Raw genomic sequence first — 22,836 nt, 5'->3', positions numbered from 1 at the left:
GCCTCAGGCCGCCAACCGCACATTCTGCAACACCACCGGCCGCGTCCAGCTGATATCGAAGTCCAGATGCTCTTGCTGTTCACGCAATGTCACGGCATCGAAAGGCTCCGGCTTCTTGTCCAGCAGATCCATTTCAAACTCTGCAATCGGCAAGTGCATTGGGCGTGGCGCGGGCGCCGGGCCTGGCTCGGGTACAGGCTGGCCGGCGTTCAGCACCAGAGGACGCACCCAGCCGCTTTCGAAATCGAGTTGCCTCTGCTGGGCAATGATTTCAGCCGGTTCGAAGGGAGGCGCAGGCTTGTCGAGCAAGTCCATTTCAAATTCGGCAATCGGCAGGAACAATGGCTCCGGCGGACGCAACGCGGTGTCCTGCACATCGCACAGGCGCTGGGAGATGATTTCGGCGAGGACTTCGCTGCCACCCAGGGGTTCGCCCGTCTTCGGGTCGACCTTGTTGACCGTTGCCGCAGACACTTGCTTCGCATCGCCCATCTGGTCGGCCATGGCCTGGGCAAAAAAGTCCTGCCACAGGTGGCTGACACCGCCCAGTGCCTGGGTATTGCGCAGGCTGTAGTCGCCGACCAGCGGCAAATGACCTATCGATGCGTATTGAATGTCTGACATGGCAGTCGCGAAGCGTCCGGGTCTGGCAAAATACCGAATATCTGGTTATCGGCCATTTGCGCCGATCATTTAATTTTTGAGTGCAGGAATTCATGGTTGAGCAAATAGCGGGCAGCCGCATCCGCGTCGAAGCACTGGTCCCGGCCTGCCAGGCCCAGGCCGAGCAGTGGGCAAGCCGGTTGCAACTGCCGCTTTCGGACGATGCTGCGCAGTTCGCGGTACAGATTGGCGAGGCCGGTTTGCAGTTGCAGCAGCTCGGCCCGGAGGCACCGGGCCCGGTGCGGGTGGATTTCGTCGAAGGTGCCGTGGCCCATCGTCGCCTGTTCGGTGGCGGCAGCGGGCAGATGATCGCCAAGGCCGTGGGTGTCCAGCAAGGCGTACGGCCGCGTGTTCTGGACGCCACGGCGGGGCTGGGCAAGGATGCTTTCGTGTTGGCGAGCCTGGGCTGCGAGATGAGCCTGATCGAGCGTCAGCCGTTGATTGCCGCATTGCTCGAGGACGGTCTGTTGCGCGCCAAGGGCGATGCCGAGGTGGGCGCGATCATTGCTCGCATGCGTCTGTTGACCGGCAACGCCATCGACCTGATGCGCGCCTGGGAAGGCGAGGCGCCCCAGGTGGTTTACCTGGACCCCATGTTCCCCCATCGCGACAAGAGCGCGCTGGTGAAAAAGGAAATGCGCGTGTTCCGTCCCTTGGTCGGCGACGACATGGATGCGCCGGCGTTGCTCGAAGCCGCCTTGGCCCTGGCCAGTCACCGGGTGGTGGTCAAGCGCCCACGCAAGGCGCCCTGCATCGAGGGGCCCAAGCCGAGCCATTCGCTGGAGGGCAAATCGAGCCGCTACGACATTTATCCGAAGAAAGCGCTCAAGGCCGATAAGCCCGCATAAACAACGCCACCACTTCCTCGACATGCTCCTCGGCGGCTTGCGCGTTGAGGGGGCCGGCACAACCGAGCAGGAGCTTGAAGTTGGCGGCGCCCTTGAGCAGGCAGAAAAAGTGTTCGGCAGCGTTGCGCGGCTTGTCGATGCGCAGCGCGCCGCTCTGGTCGATCCGGGTCAGCAGGCCTTCCATCTCGCTGATGACCCGCATGGGGCCGGCCTCGAAAAAGATCTGGCACAGGCGCGGGTCCTGGCTGCCCAGGGTCATGATCAGCCGATGCAGATTGACCGACTCGCGGCTGCTGATCAGTGCCTGAAAGCCTCGGCCGATGTTCATCAGCACGGTTTCGATCGGCACCCCTGCGGGCAATTCGAAAAACAGCTCCGGCAACTGCGCCTCGCAGGTGGCGATGACGGCGGCGGAAAACAGCGTCTCCTTGTCCGTGAAATGGCTGTACACCGTGAGCTTCGACACACCGGCAGCGGCGGCGACGGCATCCATGCTCGTGCTGGCGTAGCCATTGCTCAGGAAGAGCTGTTTGGCGGCGTCGAGGATGGCCTGGCGCTTGGCCAGATCCTTGGGGCGGCCCGGGCCGCTCTGTACTGCTGGATCGTTAGGCATGCGGGACTTGAATAGTGGACTGATCAGTTTGGCATCTTACCGCGTCCAACAGCCCGAATCAGGAGGAATATCCATCGTCTGACGATTAGCTCGGACGAACCCTTCAATGGTTTGTAATCCCTCTTGGTACGAAACTTCCTGATTTTTTCCCTGGCGTTCACAGCCATTTGCTGATCAATAGAATCGCGTCTCATTTTTATTGAGGCGTTATTTCATGAAGCACAATACGAACATCAGTTTGCCTTCGGTACTGGGTGTGGCGCTGATGGGGTGCTCGCTTCCGAGCATGGCGCAGGACTGTTGCGAGACGGCAACCATCGAGCTCGAAAGGATCAACGTCGGGGCGCAAGCCGAGCAACGTTACCGCAGCGAGCGCTCGGCTTCGGACAAGTACGCCGTCCCGCTGCTGGACGTGCCGCAGACCATCACGGTCGTGCCCCAGCGCGTGATACGCGAGCAGGGCGCCCTGAGTCTGCGCCAGACCTTGTCGAACGTTTCCGGCATCACCTTCAACGCGGGCGAGGGCGGTGGCGGCTCGGGCGACAGTATCAATATTCGCGGCTTCAGCGCCAACGCCAATATGCAGGTCGATGGCTTGCGTGACAGCCCCCAGACACGCCGCACCGATACCTTCAATATCGAGAGCGTCGAGGTGATCAAAGGGCCGAACTCGGTGTTCGGTGGGGCCGGCACCACGGGCGGCACGATCAACATTATCAGCAAACAGCCCGAGGCCGAGGCGTTTACCCGTCTGGGGGCAGGCATCGGCACGGACCAATACAAGCGCAAGACACTCGACACCAACCAGCGCCTCGATGAGCTGGCACCCGGGGCGGCGTTTCGCCTTAACCTCATGGCCCATGGCAATGACGTGCCGGGTCGTGATCAGATTGATCAGCGCCGCTGGGGCGTCGCACCGTCCCTGACATTCGGCATGGATGATCCCACGCGCCTGACCCTGAATTACTTTCATCAACGCGAGCGTGATCAGCCCGACTATGGCCTGCCGGCGCGAGATGGCAAGGTCCTTCTCGGCGTTGGCCGCGCAAGCTTCTTCGGTTATAGCAACCTGGACCGGGACGAAATCACCTCCGACAGCTTTACCGTTACCTTCGAACATGATTTCAATGATGATCTGTCCCTGCGTAATCTTTCGCGGTTTGCGCGAATACGGCGCGAGTCCGTCATCTCGGCCTCGCACGTCAAGACAGAGGGTTTGCCACCGGGGCGCTACAAGCCAGTCGGGGCGCAGGGGTATGGCCGAGATGTCGAAACCGCGCTGTGGATCAACCAGACGAACCTGACCAGTCGCTTCGGTACCTTTGGGCTCGGGCACACACTCATCGTGGGAAGTGAGGTTTCCCGCGAGCATTACGACCGCGCTGCTTCTTCGTACAACCTCACTCGTTTCGTTCCTGCCGGGGGCTTCGATCTGTCTAACCCGCCCGGTTACTGGAATGGCCCGACGGATTTCGAGCCTCTGGCCAGAACCCGCAACAGCCTGGACGACAAGGCGCTGTACCTGTTCGACACGCTGGCCTTGAGCGAGCAATGGGACTTGAGCCTGGGCCTGCGCTACGACCTGATCACCGGGCGTGCCAAAGAGACCAAGGCCGACGGCACGATCAGCCAGGTGAACACCCGGGACGGTCAATTCAGTCAACGCGCCGGGCTGGTCTACAAACCGACCGAAAACGGCCGCGTCTACCTGGCCTGGGGCACGTCCTTCAACCCATCGGCGGAGCACCTGGTTTCCACTGGCAATGGCTACAACGCCAGCGCCTCGGAGCTTGCGCCCGAGCAGAACACGACCTGGGAACTGGGCACCAAATGGGAGCTGTTGCACTCGCGCCTGGGACTCGAAGCCGCCTTGTTCCGCGTGGAAAGGGACAACGCCCGCGAACGCCTGCGCGACGGCACTGTGCTGTTGGCCGGTCATCAACGGGTACAGGGCCTGGAGCTGGCCATGACCGGCGAATTGACCGAGCAATGGCACGTCTTCGCCAACTTCACCTACCTGGACAGCGAAACCCTCAAGTCTCGGGTCACGCCAATGCGCGAAGGTCAGGCACTGAGTAATACGCCGCCGCGTTCCTTCAATCTGTGGACCAGCTATGAACTGCCCGCCGGGCTTACCCTCGGCTACGGGGCGCGTTATGTCAGCGAGCGCAATCTGACTTCGGTGGATACCGCCAAGATCGGTGCCTATTGGGTCCACAACGCGATGCTGCAATACCAGGTCAACAAAGAACTGGAGCTGCAACTCAACGCCAACAATCTCTTCGACAAGGCCTACGTCGAACGCGTGCGCCAGGTGATCGGTAGTGCATCACGCTCTTCGGCGCTGGAGTTCGGGGATGCCAGGGCGTTGATTGTTTCCGGCGTCTACAGTTTCTGATCCGACCCGCAGGGGTGAAGGGGGCGGGAGGGGCCTGGAAAATTCTATGCAACAGTTGCTTCCCCCCTCCGGTACCCTGATTTAATATACTCGCGAGTATAAATATTCCAAGCGTCATTCGCGAAAGGTCGTTCATCATGTTGCGCCATGCCTTGCCGCTCGCCTTGCCCATCACTCTGACCCTGCTGCTGGCCGCCTGTGGCCAGGAACAGGCCGTGCAAACGGCTGTGCGCCCAGCCATGGTGGTGCAGCCGCAGCCGGCGGCGTCCGCGGTGGACAGCTATCCCGGCGAGGTGCGCGCGCGGCTGGAGCCGGAGCTGGCGTTTCGCATCGGCGGCAAGGTCAGTCGGCGTCTGGTCGAGGAGGGTGAGCGAGTCAAGGCCAACCAGTCCCTGGCCGAGCTCGACCCGCAGGACGTGCGCCTGCAGTTGGAGGCCATGCGCGCCCAGGTCGCGGCGGCGGAGGCCAACCTGCGGATGGTGCGTGCCGAGCGCGATCGCTACAAAACCTTGATGGACCGGCAAATGGTCAGCCGGTCGCAATACGATAACGTCGAGAACCTCTACCGATCCGGTGAAGCCCGACTCAAGCAGATCCGCGCCGAGTTCGACGTGGCCAGCAACCAGGCCGGCTACGCGATATTGCGCGCGCCCCAGGATGGCGTAGTGGCCAAGCGGCTGCTCGAGGTCGGGCAGGTAGTCGCCTCGGGGCAAACGGTATTCACCCTGGCGGTCGATGGCGAGCGCGAGGTGCTGATCAGCCTTCCTGAACAGAACATCGGTCGTTTCAAGATTGGCCAGCCGGTGTCCGTCGAGCTCTGGTCACAACCGGACGCCCGCTTCGATGGCCGCATTCGCGAGCTGTCGCCTGCCGCCGATCCGCGCTCGCGCACCTTTGCCGCACGCATCGCCTTCACCGCCGGCAAGCTGCCGGCAGAACTCGGGCAAAGTGCCCGGGTGTTCATTCAGACGGCTGAAAATGTGCCGCTGTCGATACCGCTGTCGGCACTCACCTCTGAAAATGGAGTGAATTACGTCTGGCGGGTCGACGCCAACAGCACTTTGAAGCGCACCCCGGTGCGCACCGGTGCTTTCGGCGAAACCAGCGTGCCCGTGCTCGAAGGCTTGAATGCCTCGGACTGGGTAGTGGCAGCAGGTGTTCATGTCCTGCATGAAGGACAGCAGGTACGGCCGGTGGACCGGTCCAATCGCGTGGTGAATCTGGCGGCCAAGGAGTAGTCCCCATGGGTTTCAACCTTTCGGCATGGGCGTTGCGCAATCGCCAGATCGTGCTGTTCCTGATGCTGCTGTTGGCCGTCGTCGGTACGCTTTCCTACACCAAACTGGGGCAGAGCGAAGACCCTCCATTCACCTTCAAGGCCATGGTGATCCGCACGAACTGGCCGGGCGCCAGTGCCGAGGAAGTGTCCCGGCAAGTCACCGAGCGCATCGAAAAGAAGCTGATGGAAACCGGCGAATACGAGCGCATCGTTTCCTTCTCGCGCCCTGGTGAGTCGCAGGTCACCTTCATTGCCCGCGACTCCATGCATTCGGTGGAAATTCCCGAGCTGTGGTACCAGATCCGGAAAAAGGTCGGCGATATTCGGCATACCTTGCCGCCGGGCGTCCAGGGCCCGTTCTTCAACGACGAATTCGGCACCACCTTCGGCAATATCTATGCATTGACCGGTGAAGGGTTCGACTACGCCGTGCTCAAGGACTATGCCGACCGGGTGCAGATACAACTGCAGCGGGTCAAGGATGTGGGCAAGGTCGAGCTGCTCGGCTTGCAGGACGAAAAGATCTGGATCGAGCTGTCCAACGTCAAGCTGGCGACCCTGGGGTTGCCGCTCGTAGCCGTGCAGCAGGCGCTGGAGGAACAGAACGCGGTGACCACGGCCGGGTTCTTCGAAACCCCGAGCGAGCGTCTGCAATTGCGCGTCAGCGGCCGCTTCCAGACGGTGGAGCAGATCAAGGCGTTCCCGATCAGGGTCGGCGACCGTACGTTCCGTATCAGCGATGTGGCCCAGGTTCGCCGCGGTTTCAATGACCCACCCGCGCCGCGCATGCGCTTCATGGGCGAGGATGCGATCGGCCTGGCCGTTTCGATGAAGGATGGCGGCGATATCCTGACCCTGGGTAGCGCGCTGGAAGCGGAGTTCGAACGAATCCAGCAGAATCTTCCGGCCGGCATGCAGTTGCGCAAGGTGTCCGACCAACCGGCGGCGGTGAAGAGCGGCGTCGGCGAATTCGTCCGGGTGCTGGCCGAAGCCCTGGTGATCGTGCTGCTGGTGAGCTTCTTTTCCCTTGGCCTGCGCACCGGCCTAGTAGTGGCCCTGGCCATTCCGCTGGTGCTGGCGATGACCTTCGCCACCATGTACTACCTCGGCATCGGCCTGCACAAGATATCCCTGGGCGCGCTGGTGCTGGCCCTCGGCTTGCTGGTGGATGACGCGATCATTGCCGTGGAAATGATGGCGATCAAGATGGAGCAGGGCTTCGACCGGCTCAAGGCGGCCAGTTACGCCTGGACCAGCACGGCGTTTCCCATGTTGACCGGCACTCTGATCACCGCGGCAGGCTTTCTGCCGATCGCCACCGCCCAGTCGGGCACCGGCGAGTACACCCGTTCGATCTTTCAGGTCGTGACCATCGCCTTGCTTGCTTCCTGGGTTGCAGCGGTGGTGTTCGTGCCGTATCTCGGGGAGCGCTTGCTGCCGGACCTGGCCAAGCTGCATGCGGCCCGCCATGGCGGCTCAGCAGCGGGCCACGACCCCTACGGCACGCCGTTTTACCAGCGCGTCAGACGCCTGGTCGAGTGGTGCGTGCGTCGGCGCAAGACGGTCATTCTGGCGACCATCGTGCTGTTCATCGGCTCGGTGGTGCTCTTTCGTTTCGTGCCGCAGCAGTTCTTCCCGGCCTCCAACCGGCTGGAGCTGATGGTCGATCTGAAGTTGGCCGAAGGGGTTTCCCTGAGCAACACCGCCGAACAGGTTCAGCACCTCGAAGCGCTGCTCAAGAATCATCCGGGCATCGACAATTACGTGGCATACGTGGGCACCGGTTCACCTCGGTTCTATTTGCCGCTGGACCAGCAACTGCCGGCGGCCAGCTTCGCCCAGTTCGTGGTGCGCGCCAAAACCATCGAGGAGCGCGAGCAATTGCGCAGTTGGCTGATCTCGACGCTCAACGAGGAATTTCCGGGTCTGCGTTCGCGGGTCACGCGCCTGGAGAACGGACCGCCGGTGGGCTATCCGGTGCAGTTTCGTGTGACCGGCGAGCATATCGACGAAGTGCGCGCCCTGGCGCGCAAGGTCGCGGAAAAGGTGCGCGAGAACCCCCATGTGGTCAACGTTCACCTGGACTGGGAAGAACCGAGCAAGGCCGTCTACCTCAACATCGATCAGGACCGGGCCCGGGCCCTGGGCGTGAGCACGGCGAACCTGTCGAAGTTCCTGCAAAGCTCCCTGACGGGGGCCAGCGTCAGTCAGTATCGCGAAGACAATGAGTTGATCGAGATCCTGTTGCGCGGCACCGTCCAGGAGCGCACCGAACTGTCACGCCTGCCAAGCCTGGCGGTGCCGACCGACAATGGCCAGAGCGTTGCGTTGTCGCAGATCGCCACACTCGAATACGGATTCGAAGAGGGCATTATCTGGCACCGCAACCGCCTGCCGAATGTGACCGTGCGCGCTGATATCTATGACAAGGAGCAGCCGGCCACGCTGGTGAAGCAGATCCTGCCGACCCTTGAACCGATTCGTGCCGAGCTGCCTGATGGCTATCTGCTGGACGTGGGCGGCAGCGTCGAGGATTCGACACGGGGGCAGAACTCGGTGAAAGCCGGGGTGCCCCTGTTCATCGTGGTCGTGCTGACCTTGCTGATGGTGCAACTGCGCAGCTTCTCGCGCACCTTCATGGTCTTTCTCACAGCGCCCCTGGGACTGATCGGTGTCACGCTGTTCCTGCTGGTGTTCCGTCAGCCGTTCGGTTTCGTGGCCATGCTCGGCACCATTGCCTTGTCGGGGATGATCATGCGCAACTCGGTGATTCTGGTCGATCAGATCGAACAGGACATCGCCGCCGGGGTGGACCGTTGGCAGGCAATCATCGAGGCCACGGTGCGGCGCTTCCGGCCCATCGTCCTGACTGCCCTGGCGGCGGTACTGGCGATGATCCCGCTGTCGCGCAGCGTGTTCTTCGGGCCGATGGCGGTGGCGATCATGGGTGGGCTGATCGTGGCGACGGCGTTGACGTTGCTGTTCCTGCCGGCGCTGTATGCGGCGTGGTTTCGGGTGAAGAAGGGCCAGGTTTGATTTCGACCGTACTCTCGTTCCCACGCTCTGCGTGGGAATGCGGTGGCAGACGCTCTGCGTCGTGACGCGGTGCGTCAGTAGAGGCATTCCCACGCAGAGCGTGGGAACGAGGTGATTCGTGGTGTAGCCGTTATCGAATCAAAGCGTACCGAACACCTTCTTCGCCAGGCTGGTCGCCGCCGCCGCGGGGTTCTCGCGGATCGTCGCTTCCTGCTTGGCGATCATTTCGAACAGGCCATTGAGCGCCTGTTCGGTCACGTAGCCTTCGACATTGGCATTCTTGGTATCGAGCACGCCCAAGGCCGCCGCTTGCCCGGCAAAGTTGTTGTATTGCTGGGCCAGACCCACCTTGTCGGTGGCTTGCTTGACGATAGGCAGGAACTTGACGCGGATCTGTTCGCGGCTGGTCTTGCTCAGGTACTGGGTGGCCGAATCCTTGCCGCCGTCGAGAATGCCCTTGGCATCCTCGACGGTCATTTTCTTCACCGCATCGACCAGCAATGCCTGAGCTTGCGGCACCGCGGCCTCGGCGGCCTTGTTCATGCTGCTTTCCAGCTGCTCGACCTCGGCACCCATGCCGAATTTCTTCATGGCCTTGGCGGCCTTGCCGAGGTTACCTGGCAATTCGATGCGTACCTCGGGGTCATTGCTGAAACCACCGGGCTTGCCGAGTTGCTTGACCGCAACCTGGGCGCCCTGGATCAGTGCGTCCTTCAAGCCGCCGGTAGCATCCTTTTGCGACAGATCGCCCAGGGAAAGTGCGAAGACATTGGCCGACAGCAGCAAACCCGCGAACAGGCAGGCTTTGGTAAGGGGATGGCGCATGGAGGCTTCCTGTTGTGTTCTGAAGATGTTCAATGAACCTGATCTGTTTGTTCGTCGAGATTACCCGGGCGTTTCGGCTTCTCTCAAGCACCTTGCTCGGCCGCGTCCTCGCTGCGGTGCAACGCCACCTGCCGAATCGATAAACGAATTTCTGCCGGCAATACCCTTTTCGCGACCCCTTCGGACAGATCCCCGAGCAATTCGTGGTAGCCCAGCTTGCCCGCCGCATCGCGGGTCACCACTTCCTGGTCGAGCATGGTCTGGATGAAGTGACGGAACAGGCTCTTGTCGAAGAATTCCGGTGCGTTGAGGCCATGCAGGATCGACAGGCGCTGGGCCATGACGGTGCACAGGTCTTCCAGTTCCTCGGCGCTGAGGGTGTCCTGGCCGCTGTTGAGCAGCAGTGAGGTGGCCATGTAGAAACGTTGCAAGGTCTGGGTGATGGAGCGCGACAGCAGCGTCAGCAGAACAAAATGGCGCGAGCTGGGCGCTGGGCGCAGATAGACCTCGTTCTCGAAGCGCAGCAGTCCTTGCTCGACGAAGGCATGCAGCCACTGATCGATCACCTGGTCGAGATCATCGAGCGTCCAGCGGATGAACAGTTCCGATTGCAGGTACGGGTAGAGCGCGCGGGTATAGCGCAGGATCTGCTCGCGGCTCATGCGCGAAGCACTCTGGAAAAAGCTGGCCAGCAGCGCTGGCAGGGCGAAGATGTGCAGTACATTGTTGCGGTAGTACGTCATCAGGATCGCATGCTGTTCATCCAGGTACAGAATCTTGCCCAGTGCATCGCTTTGCTCGGACAGCAGGTCCATGCCCTTGACGTACTCGATCAGCGCCCGCCCATCGCCCTGAGGCAAGGTGGTATGCGGTGAGTAGGGCACTTTGCGCAACAGGGCCAGGTACAGGTCGAGCACCCGCGCCATGGCACGGTCATCCAGCGCCAGTTTGTTGGTAGAGAGCAGGGCCAGGGCAACCAGATTGACCGGGTTGATGGCCGCCGCTTCGTTCAGGTGCCGGGCGACTTTCTGGCCGAGGCGGTGGGTCGTCTGGTTCAACCAGGCTGGGCGAAATTGCGGGCCGTGCTCCTGTTCGCGCCAGTCGGGTTGCTGTTGATCGAGAAACTCCGCCAGCTTGATCGGTTCGCCGAAGTTGACCGCAACCTGACCGAAGCGCTGCTTGAGCGCGCCGAGCACCTTGAAGATATCGAAGATCGATTCTTTTTTCTTGCTCGCGCCGCGCAGCTCGCCCAGGTAGGTGCGACCTTCCAGCACCCGTTCATAACCGATATAAACCGGCACGAAGACGATGGGCACGCGTGAGGAGCGCAGGTAACTGCGCAAGGTGATCGCCAGCATGCCGGTCTTGGGTTGCAGCATGCGTCCGGTGCGCGAACGTCCGCCTTCGACGAAGTATTCGACTGGAAAGCCCTTGGTGAACAGGGTGTGCAGGTATTCGTTGAACACCGCCGTGTACAAGGGGTTGCCCTTGAAAGTGCGGCGCATGAAGAAGGCTCCGCCGCGGCGCAGCAGGTTGCCGATCAGCGGCATGTTGAGGTTGATCCCGGCGGCGATATGCGGCGGGGTCAGGCCGTTGCGAAACAGCAGGTAGGACAGCAGCAGGTAGTCGATATGGCTGCGATGGCAGGGGACGTAGATGATCTCGTGGCCCTGGGCGATACCTTGCACGCCTTCGATGTTATTGACCTTGATGCCGTCGTAGATCTTGTTCCAGAACCAGCTCAGGACCACTTCGAGAAAGCGGACAACGGTGAAGGTGTAGTCCGAGGCAATCTCGTTGCCATAGCGCAGGGCCTGGGCTTCGGCCTTGGACAGCGGGATCTTCTCGCGCTCGGCTTCATCGGCAATGGCCTGACGCACCAGCGGGTCGTGGACCAGGCCTTTCACCAGGTTACGCCGGTGGGAAATGTCCGGACCGATCACGGCGGTTTTCAGATTACGGAAATGCACCCGCAGCAGGCGCTGGGTCATGCGCACGGTGCGTTCATGGCCCTTGTTCTGCTTGATCAGCTCACCCAGATGAATGGGGGCCGAGAATTGCACCCGGGTCTTGCGGCCAAGGATCAGGATACTCATCAGGCGGCGCAGACGCCCCGTCACGGCCCAGCTGTCGGCGAACAGCAGTTTCCAGGGGCTCGACTCGCTGACCGGGGACTGGCCCCAGAACACGCTCACCGGAATGATCTGGGCGTCTTCTTCGGTATGCTCGCTGATGGCGGCGACCAGCCGCGACAGGGTTGGCGGCGCACCGCGCTTGTCCTGGCGGCCCAGCCAGTCGGGTTCCGGTGTCAGGTAGAAGAAGGCGGCCGGTTCCAGCAAGGTCCCGACCGAGACAGGCAGTACCGGACGTGGCAGGCCGGCCTTGGTGCACTCGGCATCGACCACGGCCAGGTCACTCAGCGATGGCGATTCCAATACGTAGAACACCGGGCGGCTGCGGTCCAGGTTCAAGGTGAAGGACGACTGATTGATCGTCTCCGAGCGGACCCAGAGGTACAACAGCCGACGCAAGGCGCCAAACACGAGACGACGGAACGGGGAGCGGGTCATACGGCTTCTGCTTTGGCTGAAAATAAAAACGAGCATTTGCTCGGTTGGTCGCGCCCTAGTGTGACGTATCTGCGCAAGTTCAGCAAAATGCCGCGCGGTCATCAAAATTATGGCGAGGCTGTCATATACTCGACCCGCCGAGGTTTCAGGCAGTTGCTGAAACCTGTGCTGTCAGCAAGGGCGCTTCCATCATCTTCCATAATAAAAAAGACGGAGTAGTACAGATGTCGTCTCGTGAGACTGGTAACGTGAAATGGTTCAATGACGCCAAGGGATATGGCTTCATTCAGCGTGAAAGCGGCCCGGATGTATTCGTGCACTATCGCGCCATACGCGGCGAAGGCCATCGTTCCCTGGTAGAAGGGCAGAAGGTCGAGTACGCGTTGGTAGAAGGCCAGAAAGGCCTGCAGGCTGAAGATGTTGTAGGTTTTTAAGCGACTGCGAAAAAAGGCCCGTCATCTCTCGCAGGTGACGGGCCTTTTTCGTTCAGTTGGTACGCCAGGTGATTTCTTCTTCACCGTCGGCGCTGATGCGGATCCAGACGTCCGCGGTTTCCTCGCCTTCTTCCTCGACCCAGCTTCCCGGTGCGCAGCGCACTTCCACGTTCAGTGCGGCGAAGGCGGCGCGTGCGCAGGCAATGTCGTCGTCCCAGGGCGTCTGGTCGCTTTCCAGGTACAGGCTGTTCCACTTGCCGACGGCCTTGGGCAGCCAGGTCACCGGTACATTGCCGGCCTTGCACTTGTAGGTCTGGCCCTTCTGCACCCAGTCGCTGCAGGGGCCCAGCGCCGCGCCCAGCCAGGCGGCGATCGCCTTGTGGTCCACGTCGGCGTCTTTCAGGTAAATCTCGATATCGGGTTGGCGCATGGACGTACTCGCTTGTGGGCCGCGTGGGTTAGTGCAGCACAAAATAATCGTAACGCATCGATACCGTGACCACGAACGGCTTGGCCTGTTCGATGACCTCGGTGCGACGCTCGGCGCTGGCGCGCCAGCCATGGGGGGTCATGGCCAGCAGATCGGCGCGGGACTGGCCGTCGATCAGCTTGATCTTGTACTTCAAGGTCTCGCTGTGAGCCAGGTGCATGCCGTCGGGCACTTGCGCCAGGTGTTTGTCGTCGACGTATTCACGTACTTCGTCGTAGAGGCGCTCGCGCAGTTCGATCAAATGCTCACTGGTCGGGCCTACCCTCATCAAGCCGCCACCGGGGCTGAGCAGGCGCTTGGCCTCGTGCCAGTCCAGCGGGCTGAAGACGCTGGCCAGAAACTGGCAGCTGGCATCGGGCAATGGCACGCGGGCCATGCTCGCCACCAGCCAGGTCACGTTCGGGTTGCGTTTGCAGGCGCGCTTGACGGCCTCGCGGGAAATATCCAGCGCGTAGCCATCGGCGTGGGGCAAGGCCTCGGCGATCTGCGCGGTGTAATAGCCCTCGCCACAGCCGATGTCGAGCCAGCGCGCCGGCGAGCGTTCGGCCGCGAGCTCAGCCAGACGCTGGGCCACCGGTGCATAGTGGCCGGCGTTGAGAAAATCGCGTCGGGCTTCGACCATGGCCTGGTTGTCACCCGGGTCGCGGCTGTTCTTGTGCTGCACCGGCAACAGGTTCAGGTAGCCCTGGCGGGCACGGTCGAAGCGATGGCCGGCAGGGCAGACCACGCCATTGTCGACGGCTGCCAGCGCCGCTGCGCAGATTGGGCAGGTCAGCATCAGGCGAGCAACTTCACGAGGGTCTGGTAGTAGATTTCGGTCAGCACGTCCAGATCGCTGGCCAGCACACGCTCGTTGACCTGGTGGATGGTGGCGTTGACCGGGCCCAGCTCGACCACCTGGGTCCCCAGGGTCGCGATGAAGCGCCCGTCGGAGGTGCCGCCGCTGGTGGAAGCCTTGGTTTCGCGACTGGTGACCTGCTTGATGCTGGCCGACACGGCGTCGAGCAGGTCGCCCGGCTCGGTCAGGAACGGCAGGCCCGACAGCGCCCAGTCCACATGCCAGTCCAGGCCATGCTTGTCGAGGATGGTCGCGACCCGCTGCTGCAGGCCTTCGACGGTGGATTCGGTAGAGAAGCGGAAGTTGAACACCGCCACCAGCTTGCCGGGAATCACGTTGGTGGCGCCGGTGCCGCTGTTCACATTGGAGATCTGGAAGCTGGTCGGCGGGAAGAAGGCATTGCCGTCGTCCCAGTGCTCGGCAGCGAGTTCGGCCAAGGCCGGCGCGGCCAGGTGGATCGGGTTCTTCGCCAGGTGCGGATAGGCCACGTGGCCTTGCACACCACGCACGGTCAATTTGGCGCCGAGGGAGCCGCGACGGCCGTTCTTGACCACGTCACCCACCAGCGAGGTGCTCGACGGCTCGCCGACGATGCACCAGTCCAGGCGCTCCTTGCGCGCGGCCAGGCGTTCGACCACGGCCTTGGTGCCATGGTGGGCCGGGCCTTCCTCGTCGCTGGTGATCAGGTAGGCGATCTTGCCCCGGTGATTCGGGTAGTCGGCGACGAAACGTTCGGTCGCCACCACCATGGCCGCCAGGCTGCCTTTCATGTCGGCCGCGCCTCGGCCACAGAGCATGCCGTGTTCGTCGATCAGGGCATCGAACGGGGCGTTCTGCCAGGCCTGCTCCGGGCCGGTCGGGACCACGTCGGTATGCCCGGCGAAGCACAGCACGGGGCCTTCCTGGCTGCCATGGGTGGCCCAGAAGTTGTCGACGTCCTCGATGCGCATGGGTTCGAGGGTGAAGCCGGCATCGCCCAGGCGCTGCATCATCATTTTCTGGCAATCGGCATCGATCGGCGTCACCGAGGGGCGACGGATCAGGTCGCAGGCCAGTTGAAGGGTAGGCGAGAGGTCGGCTGGGGCCGTCATGGAAAGACTCCGGAGCAAGGCAGGGCGGGCAAAGGGCGACAGTTTAAAGCAAAACGGGGGGTGTGATGCATGCCGAATCGGATATGCGGGATGCAGGGCGCTTTCTTGTCTCTTCAGAGAAATCCGTGTGTGTCTTAGGAAAATTCCGAGATTCCTTGGGAAAAGGCCCGGCGAGGGGAGAAGAGCCACTTTCTACCATTGCGCCATGCCTTGGAAGGCAGCTGTTTTGAGAGCAACCAACCCGTACAGGAATGTATCGCAATGAAATTTTCACCGCTGTTTGCCCTGAGCGCCCTGATCGCTGTCGCGCCGGTCGCCTTTGCCCAGTCCACCACCGACATCACGGTTACCGGCACCATCACGCCGGCGGCTTGTACACCTTCGATCGGCGGTGGTGGCAACTTCAATTTCGGCACAATCGCTGCGCAGGACCTGAGGCAGGACGTCCCGACGGGCTTCATGTCGTCGCTCCGGCCATTGAGTGTGGTGTGCGATGCGCCCACGCGCTTTGCGCTTCATGCTGTGGATGGGCGCGCCGGAACCGATACAGAACCGCACGAAGAAAGTTTCGGCCTGGGATTGAACGGTACGGAAAAGATCGGCATGTACGCCCTGCGCACCACCGACTACATCGCCGACGGCAATGCCTCGACGAAGCTCGTAGAGTCATTCAACGGTGGCAACACCTGGGTTGACTATGGCAGCGATGCAGCCTACATCCCCAACACGATTCAGCCCAGACTGATTGGCGTTTCCGTGGACGCTGGGAGTGAACCCAGTGCGATTGGGGTTCTTGCGGCAAACCTTCAGGTAGTCATGTACATCAACGCGGCCAAGGACCTGACGCTGACCGATGAAGTCCCTATCGACGGTGCTTCCACGCTGGAAGTCGTCTACTTGTAAGCACGACACTCAACCCGATTGCCTGCAATTTCCAAAGGGCTGCCCCAGCGGGCAGCCCGCTGCGATACGCCATGTTGCTGGAGGAGAGTCATGACAATGAAGTCAGCATGCGCATTCACTTTTGTCGCTTCACTGTCGGTGGTCAGCGGCGCCTTTGCACAATCCACTACCGATCTCTCGGTGACCGGCACTATCACGCCGGCATCGTGCACACCGGTGCTCAGCGGCGGCGGTGAGTTCAATTTCGGCAAGATCTCGGTGCAGGACCTTGATCAGGAAGCAGCAACAGGGTTCCTGTCGCCAGCCCGGCAGTTGAGTGTGGCGTGTAAAGCGCCCACCCGTTTTGCCCTGCGGGCCGTGGACGGTCGTGCCGGCTCCCAGCCGACGGTGACCTATGACAATTTTGGCCTGGGTCTCAATGGCGTTGAAAGAATTGGCGAGTACAGGTTGCTCACGAGCGGCTATGCCGCCGATGGCAGCGCTTCGGTGGATGTCCTGGAGTCCCGTGATGACGGGGTTTCCTGGCTTAAAGCGCCCTCTGACGAACACTACCTCTTCAATACCAACGGTCCGAACCTCACGGCTGTAGCGGTCGTCGGCGCCAATGAACCCAGTGCGATCGAGACGCTGACTACCCAGCTGGCCGTCAGCATGGCTATCGCTCCGGCCAAGAGTCTCACGCTGACCAATGAAGTCACCATCGATGGCGCGGCCACGCTTGAGGTTATCTATCTCTAAGTCGTGCAAAAAAAAAGGAATCTGACCATGAAGTTCGCCCCCACGCTCATAGCGGCTGCCGTGATTTCGGCGATGCCGACTGCATTTGCACAGTCCACCACGGATATTTCCGTCACCGGCACCATCACGCCGGCCGCATGCCGGCCTACGTTCGTTGGTGGCGGTGTCGTCGACTTTGGCCGTATCGCGTCCCATGATCTGGAGGAGGATGCGCATACCCCGCTGCCAGAGAAAGCCCTGGCGCTGACGGTGGTGTGTGACGGGCCGACGCGTTTTGCCCTGCGCTCGGTGGACAACCGGGAGGGCTCGGCAACATGGCCTTCCGGCGCTGGCGCAAGGGCCGCTTACCGGGCTCATGGCCTGGGCATGTCGGGCGAAGAAAAGCTTGGGCATTACCTGCTGGATATTGAGCCGGCCAACGCGCAGATCGATGGTGCGACAGCCTATGCCACCTACACCCAGGACCAGGGCTTGACCTGGAGCAACACGGCCGATGCCGTTCATCCCATCTCGCCGCTGGAGCTGGTGGGGTTCAGTTTCAACGCAGGGCACAGCGCAGGGCCGGATCCGGTCACCCATCTGGCGAGCGCTCTGCGCATCTCCGCGCATGTGGCGCCGGCTCAGGAGTTGAGCCTGACCGATGAAGTCGCACTGGATGGTTCGGCAGTGATTGAAGTGGTTTACCTATAAGACATCGGATTGAAATCGGTATTTGCACAAGACAAATCCGCAGTGTCCTAAGTGCGTTCCGACAGGCGTGAATGACAGTGTCCGGCAGAGAAATCTTAAGGCAAAGCCTAGAGTTTTGATTCCGCCGTTGAAGGTTGCTGTATTCGCTGGACAGGTCTTATGTGTTCCTAAGAAGCAGCCTACTTTTGTCGGTGGAAGCGTCTGACAGATAAAACTTACGTTAAAACATAAAGTTTCAATTCCGCAATCGAAGCGGTTTTTGAAGCATTTACCTTGTAATGAGAGTTTTTTATGAAATTTACGCCTCTTTTAGCTTTGACTGCGCTGGTTGTTGCAGCACCGGCCGCCTTCGCAGCGTCCACTACCGATATTAGCGTTACTGGGACTATTACTCCGGCGGCGTGTACACCAACGATTGCCGGTGGTGGAAATTTCGATTTGGGTAACATCTCCGCGGCGGATCTCAAGCAGGATGAAGAAACGATACGCAGGAAAAGGTCATCATTCAGCGTGGCTTGTGAAGGACCAGTGCGCTTTGCACTAAAAACTACGGATGAAAAATTGGGGACTGCTACCGATAGCGCTGATCCTGAATTTGACTTTGGTCTTGGAATGAATGGAGCAGAAAAAATTGGCCGATATAATTTAGTGTTGAGTGAAAATATCGTCGATGGAGTCGCGGACAGAGTTTTTATAGTTTCTTCCGATGATGGTCTCACTTGGCAATCAGGTGGGTCGACTCTGGTACAAGAGGTGTTCAATTACCAAGTCGGCAATAGAATTATTGGTTTAACCACCGGCTCCGTTATCGATGGGCCATCGGCCATCACGAATCTGAGCGCAAACATACATCTGGATGTGCGCATTGCCCCTGCGAAAGAGCTGACTCTGACCGACGACGTGCAAATCGACGGTGCATCCGTGATTGAAGTCAAATACCTATAAATAGAGTGCCGGCCGGCATATCCAGTATGCCGGCCTTTCTATAACAGCTTCACCTGCGTTTTTTTCTTTTATCAAAAGCTCTCGACGCCATCCCACTCTTTTACGGGTGCGTAGCGTCGTGCCCGGAGTATTGCCATGAATCTTACGCACGTGCGCAGGCCTGCACTGCGCTGTCTGCCCATTCTCGCCGGCCTGCTGGGCCTGTTTCCGGCCTTGCCCGCCTGGGCTGACGGCATGATCCCCGAGACCTCGGTGGTGATTGTCAAGGAAGCCGACGGCGAGGCATCGATCAAGGTGCGCAACAGCGACACCAGCACTGCATTGCTGCATGTGACGTTGCAGGACATACCGGAAGACCCGGAACCCTTGCTGTTCCTCACCCAGCCAGTGTGGCGGGTAGAGGCCGGAAAAGAGCAATTGGTGCGCTTCATTCTGCGCAGCGAAAAGCCGTTGCAGACCCAGCGCCTCAAGCGGGTGATTTTCGAAGGTATTCCGCAAACCGCCAAGGCTGCAGAAGCGGGTCAGGCACGGGTTGGCGTCAGCGTGCGGCAGAACCTGCCGGTGATCCTGCACCCCAAGGACCTGGCACCCAACCGTGAGCCCTGGACCGGCCTGCAGTGGTCCCTGGCCGACGGCAAGCTCACCGTGCGTAACGAAACATCCTACGTGGTGCGCCTGGCGCAAGAGCTGAAATTGCTGCCTGGCAACCAGGCCGCCCGCTTGCCCCGCAGTTATGTATTGCCGGGTGACAACATCACCGTGGAGGTCGACGGCCCGGTGAGCGGCGCGCCGACCACGGTGAAGTTGTTCCCGGCCACCGTATACGGCTTTGCCGTGGATGCGTTTGAGGCACCCCTGCGTGCTGGCGGCGCCTGATATGCGATCCATTTTTACCGAGCACCCGGGGCGGACACTATTGGCCAAGGGCCTGTTGCTATGGAGTTGCACCCAGGCCAGCGAGGTCTTCGCCGCACCCTTGACCTTCGATGCCGACATCCTGCGCCAGCGCGGCATCGACCCCAGTCTGATCGAGTACTTGAGCGACGCCGCACGATTCACCCCCGGTGTGCACGCGGTAACGCTGCGAGTCAACGATCAGCCGCGCGGTCGTGTGAACGCGCGCTTCCAGGCCGACGGCCAGTTATGCTTCGACCAGACCCTGCTCGATGCCGCCGGGCTGCAAATGCCGGGGAAAAGCACCGATAGCGATGCCGCGACCTGCCGGGATTTTGTCGGCGCCTATGAGCAAACCCAGGTGAACTCGGACCCTGCAAACGATGAAGTGGCCCTGGTCGTGCCGACCCAGGCCCTGAAGGCGCCAGAACATGAACAGGATTTGTCTGCCTACCATACCGGTGGCACGGCCGGCATCCTCAATTACGAGTTGCTGGGTTTGCGCAATGAATTCGATGGCCAGAACAGCGAATACTGGTCGGCCAATACCGAAGTAGGCTTCAACGCCGGCGACTGGATCGTGCGCAGCCATCAATTGCACACCTCGGTCGACGGCAATTCCCGCACCGAACACCTGGACGCCTACGCCCAGCGCACCTTTGCCCAACTGGGCACCGTGTTGCAGGCCGGGCAGATCGGCCTGGGCAACCCGGTGCTGGCCGGTGCGCGCATTACCGGCCTGCAATTGACGTCCGAAGAAGCCTTGATGGTGCCCACCCGCCGTGGGGCAATCGAAGGCATCGCCCACAGCCAGGCGCGGGTGGAAGTGCGTCAGGCCGGGGCCTTGATCTATTCGACCGTGGTACCGGCCGGGCCTTTCGCCTTGGGCAATCTGCCACGCCTGGACCGTCGTACCGATCTGGAAGTCACCGTGATCGAAGCCGATGGCGAGCAGCGCAGCTTCACCGTGCCGGCGGCGATGGTGGCGTTGGATTTGCCCGCGCCGGGGTTTGTGCTCGGTGCCGGCCAGGTGCGCGATACCGGCGGTGTCGCCCGCGAGCCCTGGGTGGTCAGCGGCGGCTGGACTCAGGCCATCAGCGGCACCTCCACCCTCAGTACCGGTTTGATGGCCGCCGAGGACTACTATGCCGGCGGCCTGGGTATTGGTGTGCAACCCTGGACAGATTCGCAGGCGCAGTGGCTGGTGCAATCCTCGCAAGCGTCCCGCGAGGGGGTTCGAGGCGTGCAAACCCAGCTCTCGCTGTCCCAACGGCTGGGCGAGGACTGGTCGATCAATGCCGCTGCCGCCCAGCAAACCAGTGGTTACCGGGATCTGATCGACACCCAGCTGGACTTCGACCAGTCGAGCCAGGGCGGCCGTTATCACAACCAGTACAGCGCAGGCGTATCGTGGGCGCAGCCCTGGCTGGGCAGCTTGAGTGCTGGCTATGCGCGTTCGACGTTGTTCGACGGTCGTTCCACCAGTCGTTCCTACGCCTCGTGGGGGCAGCGATTCGGCCAGGTGTCGGTGTCGGCCAGTGCCGAGTGGAACCTGGGCGGCGACGATGGTATCGACAACGCGGTGTACCTGAGCGTGAGCCTGCCCCTGGGCGAGCGCCGCCGCCTGCGCACTTCGGTGCGCAACAGCGGCGGGGAGAACCGGGTCGGTGTTTCGCTGCAGGAGCAGCTCAGCGATACCGCCAGCTACCGCCTGGGCGCCGAGCGCGACAGCCGCGATGGTGAAGTGGACTTGAACGCCGGTGTCTCGCTGCTGCCGCGCTATGCCCAGCTGGAAATGGGCTATACCGGCTATGGCAACGGCAACCGTGGCTACAGCGCCGGCCTGCGCGGTGGCCTGGCCGTGCACGACGGTGGCGTCACCTTGTCGCCGTATGCGGTTCAGGACACCTTCGGCGTGGTGTCGGTGGGCGATGTGTCCGGGGTGAAGGTGTCGACCCCTGCCGGGCCGGTCTGGACGGACGGCACGGGCCAGGCCGTGGTCGCGCAATTGTCGCCTTACGGCAACAGCCCGGTGGAAGTACAGACCAAAACCTTGCCGCGCAACATCGATATCAACAATGGCGCAACGGTGCTGCAGGCCGGTCGCGGTGCGGTGGCGCGGGTCGACTTCGGCGTGGTCAGCACGCGTCGGGCGCTGCTGCAGGCGACCACCGCCGACGGCAAGGCATTGCCTGCCGGGGCGATGGTTACCGACGGCGAGGGCGAGTTCGTCACCCTGGTTCAGGAGGGCGGGCTGGTGTTTGCCCCCAATGTTGAAGTCAGCCCTCGGTTGTGGGTCAAAGCGCCGGATCAGCCGGCCTGTGAATTGCAGTTCGCCTTGCCGGACGAGCCCGACCTGCAGGCCTATTACGAAACCACGTCGGCCGTGTGCCGGACGCCATGAGAGTAACCCCAGTGACCTATTTATTATCCGTGCACCGTGTTGCTTTCACTGCGGGCCTGGCACTGGCCGTGTCGATGTTCACCCCCACGGCCCAGGCCATGGCAGAAGGTTGCGACGTCTCGATCAGCCAGCCGTTGATCGATTACGGTCTGTTCAACCGCACAACGCTCAAGGCCCAGGGCGGCGAGCTGCCATTGGGCGTGCGCAGCCTTCGGCTGAACGTGCATTGCGCACAAGCGGACACCATGACCCTGTTCTACCGCGCCCTGCCGGCCAGTGCCGAACGCTTTCGCTTTGGCGAGCAGGGCAGCTATGCCCTGCGCCTGAGTGACGCGCTGCTCGATGGCGAACGCGTCGATCTGGCGCCAGTGGCGGCGGCCGGGCAGCCTCCAGGCCAGGCAGACGCGGCCATTGCGTGGCTGCCGGATAAAGGGCTGACGCCGGTCAAGGCGGGCAGTATTGTCCAGGGACGATCCTTCACTGCGAGTCTGGAGGTCCGCGCCTGGGGCGATGAGGCCGCGCTGGGTCGTGGCGATTCCGTGACCTGGAACAACAGCGGGCTGTTGGAAGTGTCCGGTGCCCGGCGCGAACTCGGGTTGCAGGTGGGCTTCGCCCCGGCTGCCTGCACGCCGCGCCTGGGCAATGGCGGGGTGGTCGACTTCGGCCGTATTCAGGCGCAGCAGCTGACCCGCGACAGCGCCACTAAACTGCAACGCAGCCTGTCGTTGAACGTCCAGTGCGACGCACCCACCCGCTTTGCCTTCTCGGCCCGGGACAACCGGCCCAATGCCGTGCGGGCAACCTTGAGCGAAGTGGACGCCAGTGCGGTCTTCGGCGTCGGCAAGACCCGCTTCGGTCAGGAGCTGGGTGGCTACGTCACCTGGGTGGACAACACCGCCACCGGCGATGGTCATGCACTGAGCGCCATGCATGGCCAGCCCGGCGGGCAGGGGTGGCTGGCGCCGGCCGCTGCCGCGTTCCTGTACCCCGATGGTCGATTGCTGGGGTTTGGCACGCACGCCGACATGGCAACCGGTCCCACGGCCATGACTCAACTGAGCGGCACCCTGGGCGTGGATCTTTATCTGGCTCCGGCCAACACGCTGACATTGACTGAAGAGGCCGCTATCGATGGCGCTGCGACCATCGAGATCGTTTATCTGTAAAGCATGGACAT

General features: G+C 61.7%; 19 protein-coding genes. 12 read left to right on the top strand and 7 right to left on the bottom strand.

The window, feature by feature from the left end; translation table 11 throughout:
- Positions 1 to 3: 3 nt before the first annotated feature.
- A complete protein-coding gene (locus F2S13_RS08480) occupies positions 4 to 624 on the bottom strand; it encodes an energy transducer TonB (protein WP_166360022.1) in 621 nt (206 codons plus the stop codon).
- 92 nt (positions 625 to 716) lie between these two features.
- Here F2S13_RS08480 and F2S13_RS08475 point away from each other — a divergent pair, with 92 nt between their 5' ends.
- On the top strand, positions 717 to 1,511 hold the full coding sequence (locus F2S13_RS08475; RefSeq protein WP_166360021.1) for a class I SAM-dependent methyltransferase: 795 nt from the start codon (positions 717 to 719) through the stop codon (positions 1,509 to 1,511).
- Here the strand turns inward: F2S13_RS08475 and F2S13_RS08470 are convergent.
- Positions 1,489 to 2,124, bottom strand: coding sequence for a TetR/AcrR family transcriptional regulator (locus F2S13_RS08470; protein WP_166360020.1), 636 nt, complete (start codon positions 2,122 to 2,124; stop codon positions 1,489 to 1,491). The genes F2S13_RS08475 and F2S13_RS08470 overlap by 23 nt on opposite strands.
- A gap of 214 nt (positions 2,125 to 2,338) precedes the next feature.
- On the opposite strand from F2S13_RS08470, the gene F2S13_RS08465 reads away from it, so the two are divergent.
- From F2S13_RS08465 to F2S13_RS08455, 3 genes are all read left to right on the top strand, one after another.
- Entirely contained in the window at positions 2,339 to 4,522 is a 2,184-nt protein-coding gene (locus F2S13_RS08465; RefSeq protein ID WP_166360019.1) for a TonB-dependent receptor, read from the top strand.
- 137 nt (positions 4,523 to 4,659) lie between these two features.
- Complete coding sequence (locus F2S13_RS08460; protein ID WP_166360018.1) at positions 4,660 to 5,760, top strand: efflux RND transporter periplasmic adaptor subunit; 1,101 nt, start codon at positions 4,660 to 4,662, stop codon at positions 5,758 to 5,760.
- 5 nt (positions 5,761 to 5,765) lie between these two features.
- Positions 5,766 to 8,837 (top strand): efflux RND transporter permease subunit, encoded by a 3,072-nt coding sequence (locus tag F2S13_RS08455; RefSeq protein WP_166360017.1) that lies wholly within the window; start codon positions 5,766 to 5,768, stop codon positions 8,835 to 8,837.
- 138 nt (positions 8,838 to 8,975) lie between these two features.
- Here the strand turns inward: F2S13_RS08455 and F2S13_RS08450 are convergent, their stop codons facing one another.
- Complete coding sequence (locus tag F2S13_RS08450) at positions 8,976 to 9,662, bottom strand: DUF4197 domain-containing protein (protein ID WP_166360016.1); 687 nt, start codon at positions 9,660 to 9,662, stop codon at positions 8,976 to 8,978.
- An 83-nt stretch (positions 9,663 to 9,745) separates the two neighbouring features.
- Entirely contained in the window at positions 9,746 to 12,232 is a 2,487-nt protein-coding gene (plsB, locus tag F2S13_RS08445; protein ID WP_166360015.1) for a glycerol-3-phosphate 1-O-acyltransferase PlsB, read from the bottom strand.
- Positions 12,233 to 12,456: 224 nt separating this feature from the next.
- Here plsB and F2S13_RS08440 point away from each other — a divergent pair, with 224 nt between their 5' ends.
- Positions 12,457 to 12,666, top strand: a complete 210-nt coding sequence (locus F2S13_RS08440) for a cold-shock protein (RefSeq protein ID WP_166360014.1) — start codon at positions 12,457 to 12,459, stop codon at positions 12,664 to 12,666.
- A gap of 52 nt (positions 12,667 to 12,718) precedes the next feature.
- Here the strand turns inward: F2S13_RS08440 and F2S13_RS08435 are convergent, their stop codons facing one another.
- From F2S13_RS08435 to dapE, 3 genes are read right to left on the bottom strand one after another with little or no spacing between them, the layout of a single operon-like run.
- Positions 12,719 to 13,096: a hypothetical protein gene (locus F2S13_RS08435; protein WP_166360013.1), complete on the bottom strand. Its 378-nt coding sequence runs from the start codon at positions 13,094 to 13,096 to the stop codon at positions 12,719 to 12,721.
- A 28-nt stretch (positions 13,097 to 13,124) separates the two neighbouring features.
- Positions 13,125 to 13,934, bottom strand: coding sequence for a putative RNA methyltransferase (locus F2S13_RS08430; protein ID WP_166360012.1), 810 nt, complete (start codon positions 13,932 to 13,934; stop codon positions 13,125 to 13,127).
- The gene (gene dapE / locus F2S13_RS08425; RefSeq protein ID WP_166360011.1) at positions 13,934 to 15,085 is read right to left on the bottom strand and encodes a succinyl-diaminopimelate desuccinylase; all 1,152 of its coding nucleotides are present in this window, start codon (positions 15,083 to 15,085) and stop codon (positions 13,934 to 13,936) included. Before dapE ends, F2S13_RS08430 begins: the two co-directional genes overlap by 1 nt.
- Positions 15,086 to 15,346: 261 nt before the next feature.
- On the opposite strand from dapE, the gene F2S13_RS08420 reads away from it, so the two are divergent.
- The 7 genes from F2S13_RS08420 (at position 15,347) to F2S13_RS08390 (ending at position 22,825) form a co-directional block, all read left to right on the top strand.
- The gene (locus F2S13_RS08420) at positions 15,347 to 15,988 is read left to right on the top strand and encodes a DUF1120 domain-containing protein (protein ID WP_166360010.1); all 642 of its coding nucleotides are present in this window, start codon (positions 15,347 to 15,349) and stop codon (positions 15,986 to 15,988) included.
- Positions 15,989 to 16,078: 90 nt separating this feature from the next.
- Positions 16,079 to 16,726: a DUF1120 domain-containing protein gene (locus tag F2S13_RS08415; RefSeq protein WP_166360009.1), complete on the top strand. Its 648-nt coding sequence runs from the start codon at positions 16,079 to 16,081 to the stop codon at positions 16,724 to 16,726.
- A gap of 27 nt (positions 16,727 to 16,753) precedes the next feature.
- Complete coding sequence (locus tag F2S13_RS08410; protein ID WP_166360008.1) at positions 16,754 to 17,416, top strand: DUF1120 domain-containing protein; 663 nt, start codon at positions 16,754 to 16,756, stop codon at positions 17,414 to 17,416.
- Positions 17,417 to 17,707: 291 nt separating this feature from the next.
- Complete coding sequence (locus tag F2S13_RS08405) at positions 17,708 to 18,361, top strand: DUF1120 domain-containing protein (RefSeq protein ID WP_166360007.1); 654 nt, start codon at positions 17,708 to 17,710, stop codon at positions 18,359 to 18,361.
- Between the two features lie 135 nt (positions 18,362 to 18,496).
- Positions 18,497 to 19,237 carry a fimbria/pilus chaperone family protein gene (locus tag F2S13_RS08400; protein WP_166360006.1) on the top strand — a complete coding sequence of 247 codons (741 nt, stop codon included), beginning with the start codon at positions 18,497 to 18,499 and terminating at the stop codon, positions 19,235 to 19,237.
- Between the two features lies 1 nt (position 19,238).
- Positions 19,239 to 21,659, top strand: coding sequence for a fimbria/pilus outer membrane usher protein (locus F2S13_RS08395; protein ID WP_166360005.1), 2,421 nt, complete (start codon positions 19,239 to 19,241; stop codon positions 21,657 to 21,659).
- Complete coding sequence (locus tag F2S13_RS08390) at positions 21,656 to 22,825, top strand: DUF1120 domain-containing protein (protein ID WP_218583845.1); 1,170 nt, start codon at positions 21,656 to 21,658, stop codon at positions 22,823 to 22,825. Before F2S13_RS08395 ends, F2S13_RS08390 begins: the two co-directional genes overlap by 4 nt.
- Positions 22,826 to 22,836 lie beyond the last annotated feature (11 nt).

The organism is Pseudomonas akapageensis, assembly GCF_011355085.1.
Lineage (GTDB): Bacteria > Pseudomonadota > Gammaproteobacteria > Pseudomonadales > Pseudomonadaceae > Aquipseudomonas > Aquipseudomonas akapageensis.
The sequence above is the reverse complement of the archived record's forward strand: the minus strand, read 5'-3'. Positions and strand labels throughout refer to the sequence as shown.